Origin of the sequence: Arthrobacter cryoconiti (assembly GCF_020905375.1) — a bacterium.
GTDB lineage: Bacteria > Actinomycetota > Actinomycetes > Actinomycetales > Micrococcaceae > Specibacter > Specibacter cryoconiti.
The window spans coordinates 1-6079 of the sequence record NZ_JAJJBU010000044.1; the positions used below are offsets into that span (position 1 = coordinate 1).

General features: G+C 56.8%; 5 protein-coding genes. All 5 read right to left on the reverse strand.

Annotation, left to right across the window (positions count from 1 at the left end; translation table 11 throughout):
* Positions 1-263: 263 nt before the first annotated feature.
* A complete protein-coding gene (locus tag LOH53_RS16605) occupies positions 264-1784 on the reverse strand; it encodes a sulfatase-like hydrolase/transferase (RefSeq protein ID WP_230068875.1) in 1521 nt (506 codons plus the stop codon).
* Between the two features lie 6 nt (positions 1785-1790).
* Complete coding sequence (locus LOH53_RS16610; RefSeq protein ID WP_230068876.1) at positions 1791-2810, reverse strand: aliphatic sulfonate ABC transporter substrate-binding protein; 1020 nt, start codon at positions 2808-2810, stop codon at positions 1791-1793.
* A gap of 72 nt (positions 2811-2882) precedes the next feature.
* Positions 2883-3680: an ABC transporter ATP-binding protein gene (locus tag LOH53_RS16615; protein WP_230068877.1), complete on the reverse strand. Its 798-nt coding sequence runs from the start codon at positions 3678-3680 to the stop codon at positions 2883-2885.
* An 8-nt stretch (positions 3681-3688) separates the two neighbouring features.
* Complete coding sequence (locus tag LOH53_RS16620) at positions 3689-4561, reverse strand: ABC transporter permease (RefSeq protein ID WP_230068878.1); 873 nt, start codon at positions 4559-4561, stop codon at positions 3689-3691.
* 157 nt (positions 4562-4718) lie between these two features.
* Positions 4719-5897, reverse strand: coding sequence for an ROK family protein (locus tag LOH53_RS16625; protein ID WP_230068879.1), 1179 nt, complete (start codon positions 5895-5897; stop codon positions 4719-4721).
* Positions 5898-6079 lie beyond the last annotated feature (182 nt).

Here is a 6079-nt window from a genome sequence, read left to right on the forward strand (position 1 = left end):
AACACCAGAAAACAACCGAACAAACGGCCATCAACAAAAAAGGGGAACGCCATCCCCAACACTCAGGACAACTCGATAAACACTACACGCCCCACCACACCCACACACACCAAAACCCAACAAACCACCAGTGATCCCCACCACACAACACCAAGAAAAAAACCCACGGCGTGCCAAAACACCCACAACGTATCAAAATACACACGCCCCCACCACTAAAGCACGCCCCCACCACCACACACGGTCCTGCACCTCAGCGTTTGCTAGCTGATGAAACGCTCGACCGCTGTCACCGGGCGGACGCGTTCGTTTTCCGGAATGTCCCCGGCAAAGGCCAGCCATTGGGCAAATTTATCCCCGCGTTCGACGAGTTGGTGATACATGGCTCGGCGCATAGTGGCAACACGGTCCCGGTAGACCGGGACGTTGACCACATTGTTGAGCTCGTCGGGGTCCGCGATCATGTCGTAGAACTCGTCGATGCCTTCGGGGTTCGCAATGTATTTCACTTCTTTGTTGCGGATCATCCGTTGGGCATAAGGGAAGTGGTGTCCATGGAACTCACACAGCATGTCCTCACGCCAGTCCTCCACTTCTGCTCCCGCAGCCAGAGGCAGCAGCGATCTACCGTGAACTCCTGAGGCATCCGCGCCGGCGATCTCATGGAACGTAGCCGTGAAGTCGATCAGACTGACAAAGCGATCTTCTCGACGTTCCTGCTCTCCTGGCAATACGAGGATCGCCGGAATCCGGTAAATGTCCTCATACATGGCCGGGCCTTTGTCATTGAGTCGATGCGCCCCGGTGAACTCACCGTGATCGGCCGTGAACATGACCGCGGTGCTCTCCGTTAGCCCCAGCTCATCCAAAACGTCCAAGATGCGACCCACCTCGTGGTCGATCATGGACACGTAGCCCCAGTAGACCGCCGTCAGCTTCTTCCATTCATCGACGCTGAAGCAGTCCGTGGACCAGTACTCGGCGTAAGCCTGTTGGACCATCGGTTTGCCGTTGAATGTCTCCGCGAATGAACCAGGCAGCTCCACTGTGTCCGGGTCCACCATGTCGTACCACTTTTGTGGAATCAGATAGGGCAGATGTGGTCCGAAGATGTGACAGGAAAGAAAGAACGGCACACCGTCATCTGCCATGGCACCCGCGGCGAAATCGCGCAGTTTGGCGATGGTTTGGTCTGCCAGAAAGGCTTCAAAGGTGGCTTCCGTAGGCTGGTCAGTCACTCCCGCGATCAGGTGGCCTTGGCTGCCGTCTGCTCGCGTGGTGTAGACGGGACTGGAAATGTGAAAATCGGGAAAATCATTCGCTTTGAGCCACCCCTCATAACCGGGGTCGTCAAATACGTTCAGTGCACCGGGGAGATGGATTCCTTCGAAGCCGTAGTACTCCGGCCCGCGGTCCTTACCCACATGCCACTTGCCGACGTGGCCCAGCCTATATCCCTGCTCAATCAAGGCTGCAGAGAACGTGGGTAAGTCGTCCGGGAGTTCCTCACGATGTCCGGAATTCCACTCATAATTGGCCAGCAGGCCGTGTTCGAACGGCTGAAGGCCCGTAAGCAGGCTGGCCCGTGCCGGCGTGCAAATGGCGGTGGGGGTATAGGCCCTGTCAAAAGTGGTCCCTCGAGCAGCCAGCCGGTCAAGGTTAGGTGTGTGGTTTGACGTGTTGCCGTAGCAACCCAGAGTATCGATCCGTTGTTGGTCCGTCATGAGGAACAGAATATTTTGCGGTTTTTTGGCCGCTGTTTCCGAAAGTGATTGCAGTGTCATAAATGCTCAGGCCTTTTTTGCGTTCACATAGAGTTCGGCGTTATAGAACTTCTTGGGATCCACGACTTCGGTGATCTTCCCACCGGTCTTGAACTGTTCCTCCAGAGCCTTGAGCCAGGTATCAATGGTGCCCTTGGTCGAGAAGTCTTCCAGTTCCTTGGATGTGAAGAGCTTGGCCACACTCGCCTGAGCCTTCATGTCCTCTGGTTTGACCTTCAGGAAGGCTGCGGTGGCAGCAATCGTTTTGTCCTGGTTCTCATGGCGGTAATCATTAGCCGCCTTGATGACAGAGATGAAGTTGGTGGCTAGTTCCTTGTCCTTGGCGGCACGGCCCGGACCTGCAACGAAGGTTGACGGGAACGTAAACGCTTCAACGAAGTTCTCGTTACTGAAGAGTTCCACGAGGTCCGGCTTTGCCTTCTTAATATTGTCAATGAGCGGGTACCAGAGCGCTGCGCCGTCGACCTGTCCGGCAGCAAATGCTGACACCGCGGTAGACGGATCCATCGAGACGATGTCAAAGTCACTGCGCTGCAGGCCCTCCTTTTCCAAAGCGAGACCCAGGAGTTGATCCCCGGACGTGCCCGTCGGGACGCCAAGCTTCTTGCCCTTCAAATCAGCCAATGTCTTGATGCCGGGTTGTGCAATGATCCGGTCAGCGTTCGAGATGGAGTTGACTGACCATATCTCAGCTTTGCCTGATGCAGGAAGCCACAGTGCGCCCGATCCGATGTAGGCAACATCAACGTTATTAGTGCCCAGCGCCTGGATGGCCAAGGGACCGTTGGTAAAAGGAATGTACTTCGGCTTCAACCCCGCTTTTGCCCAGAAGCCTTCCTGATCCGACACGGCCATCAAGGCTGCGCCGTTATAGTCGGCAATATAGCCGACCTTGATCTCGGTAGTCGCCTTGGCTGCTGATGCAGAGGAAGAATCATTCTTGGTGCCGCAGGCGGCTAGCAGCGAGACTGCTGCAGTTCCGAGCGAGAGTTGGAGGATATTGCGGCGAGAAATTGGTGCGGACATGTTTACTCCTGAAGGGGTTTGGGGGGGGTTCCCGGACTGTGTGCGGGTCAAGGCTTTAGTCAAACTACTGTGCTATTCGTCGGCGCCTTTGGCATCTGGTTGGTGGTAAACCGCTTCCCAGACTTTTGCGCGTAGCCTGGCGAACTCATCTGAAAGTCGCATGGACTCGGTGCGCGGGTAAGGAAGATCGACTTTGATTTCCTTGTAAATGCGGCCCGGTCGGGCTGCCATCACGATGACGCGAGAGGCCAGAAAGACTGCTTCGTCGACGTCGTGCGTGACAAACATGACCGTCCGGCGTTCCTTGGTCCAGGTCTCTAACAGCTGCTCCTGCATGTGTACCCGGGTCAGCGCGTCAAGGGCACCGAAGGGTTCATCCATGAGGAGAATCTCGGGATTCACGGCATACGCCCGGGCAATAGCGCACCGCTGTTTCATACCACCAGAAAGTTCCTTAGGCAGTGCGTCTGCGAAGCGCGTCAGACCCACAAGATCTAGGTAGTGGTCAGCGATAACGCGGCGCTCTTTGGCCGGCATCTTCTTTAGCTCCAGCCCGAACTCCACATTCTTGCGAACGGTCAGCCACGGGAAAAGTGCGTATTGCTGAAAGATGACCCCGGTACGCGGGCTCGGACCACTTACCTCGATGTCATCCACCACCACGCGCCCACTGGTGGGATCCAAGAGCCCAGCCGCGGCATTGAGCATGGTGGACTTTCCACAACCTGAAGGGCCGACGACGGTAACGAACTCGCCGTCGGCGATGTCCAGATTGACTCCGTCCAAGGCCGTAAAGGTGGCCCCACTCAAGGAAAACTCCTGACGCAGGTTTTCAAAACGGATCATGGCATTTTTTGTCTGAATAGTCATGAGATTCCTTAGCGGCGTTCTTGCCAGCGGGTCAGGCGCGCTTCGACCATCAGCAGCAATCGGTCCATGATCAGACCCAGAATGCCGATGGTGATGAGACTGACGAAGATGGTGGGGAGGTCATAGTAGAGCTGAGCCTGTTGCATCCGGAAACCCAAGCCGTTAGGTGCAGCGATGAGTTCCGCCGCCACCACAGTGGCCCAGGCCGCACCCAAACCGATGCGCATGCCGACCAAGATGAAGGGTGAAGACGCCGGTATTACAACGCGGATAAAGACTGTCCAACTGTTGGCGCCCAATACGCGGGCAGCATTAATGAGCGTGTTCTCCACACCCACCACACCTTGGAAGGTGGAGATGACGCAGGAGAGGAAAGCCGCCAAGAAGATGACAAACACCTTCGGAACTTCGCCAATTCCCATGGTCACGATGGCCAAGGGAATGATGGCTAGGGGTGGAATGGTGCGGAAGAACTGGACATAGGGCTCGATGATGCCGCGGGCGATGGTGTACCAGCCCATCAGGAATCCGACTGGGATAGCGAGCAAGGTGCCCAAGGCGAAGCCCGTGAGTACACGGGCCAGAGACGCACCGCTGTCCTCCGCCAAAGTACCGTCGGCGATGAGTTCCCTGCCGCGTTCAAGCACTTCGACGGGACCAGGAAGACCCTGGACTCCGATGGCCGATACCAACCACCAACCGAAAATGCCTGCCGCTACGGAAAGAAAGTTGATCGACAGCATGGCCTTGCGGCTTAGCTTGCGGCTACCGCTTTTATGCGGCTTCCTTGATGTGGGATTCTCGGGGATCTCCATGGTGCCTCCGCCGGTCCCCGGAACAAGGGGTAAGTCGGCGGTGCGAGGAGCGTTGGTAGGAGCCATGGGACCAATTTATGATGTAAATCACCACGCTGTCAAGACTACTTATGTAAATAGTCTGGTCAATATTATTTAACGTTGATCAGGGTGCCGTCATTCAAGGACTTGGAACCGTTCTTTGCGCCTCAGCGAACGCGAGCGTGGGACGCCAGCTAATTCATCAGAGAGAAGCGAACGCCCAGTGCCGAAGGGCTATGGCCGCCGCGCCATCGCTGCCGGAGGTTGTTAAGAAAGCGGCTTGGGTGATGGTGGTATCACGCGGCCCAATCTCCAGTTTCTGCTCTGCCAGCATTTTGCGGGTGGGGCGCAAAAGGCGCTCACCACATTGAGCCAGCTCCCCCGCAATCACCACCGAGCTAGGGTCCACGAGCACGCAAGCGTTAGTCAAGGCACGCGCCAAGAGCTCTGCGGCCCAATCCACCACTGCCAAAGCCGTTGAATTTCCAGCTTCGGCTGCGGCAGCCATGGCTGCGATGGATTCAAAACCTTGACCTCGTTTCTGCGCTTCAGCGAGAACATTGGGCACATTGAGGAACCGTTCAAGGCATCCACGCCGTCCACACCAACACACGGGTCCTGAGAAATCAACACTGATGTGTCCCAGCTCGCCGGCTATACCATTACCTCCGCGGAGCAACGCCCCGTCAACCACCACGGCACAACTGATGCCTGCGGACAAGACCACGTAGAGCAAATCCCCTTTGGGGTTCCCGCCCTTCGTTGCAGCCGCCATTGCAGCCAGCCGAATATTGTTATCCCACAGCACCGGAGCACTCACTTCAGCTCGAAGCGGTGCCAGCGAAAAACCCTGAGGGTCCAGCTGGAAAGCATCACCGGCATCACACAGCGAATTCGGGTCAGCATGCCTACTGGCTATACCGACGCCCATCCCCACAATGGACTTTGAACGAACCTTCCCACTCTCCATCAGGGTGCGGAGCATTTGAGCAGCCTGGTCCACTTTCGCGGCCATCTCCATCGGTGCACTTATCTCAATATTTTCGTGCGCCAAGGCGGCCCCGTCAAAGCCCACAAGGGAAACGCTGATCCGATTACGAGCCAGCTCAACCCCGACTGCGACGCCTGCACTGGGATTCAAACTCAAGACTTTTACGGGTCTGCCGTTACGGCCCATCCCGTAACTGGATTGATCCGCTTCGGTGAGCACGCCAAATTCACGCAAGCTACCTACAATTGCCGAGAGCGTGGTCCGGGACAGCTTGGTGTCAGCTTCCAATTCTCGCCGGGTGCGACTCCCGTTCCTTGCCAACGATTCCAAGACGCGGAGCTCATGTCCGCGACGCACCACCTGCAAAGCCCCATCACCGCGTGTCAGCACCTAAACTCCTCCGCCTGGTCCTCGTGGACTGCATGCGTAGCGCGCACACGGTTCCCATACTGCGCTATGGGGCTTACTTATGTAAAGTCTCTTTGCGTTACTGCCATCCCATGACGCCCAGAGGGACGTGGTGCCAGCGCCTTTTTGTGGTGGTGTGTTTTAAGTGGGGGAGGCCCCCACAC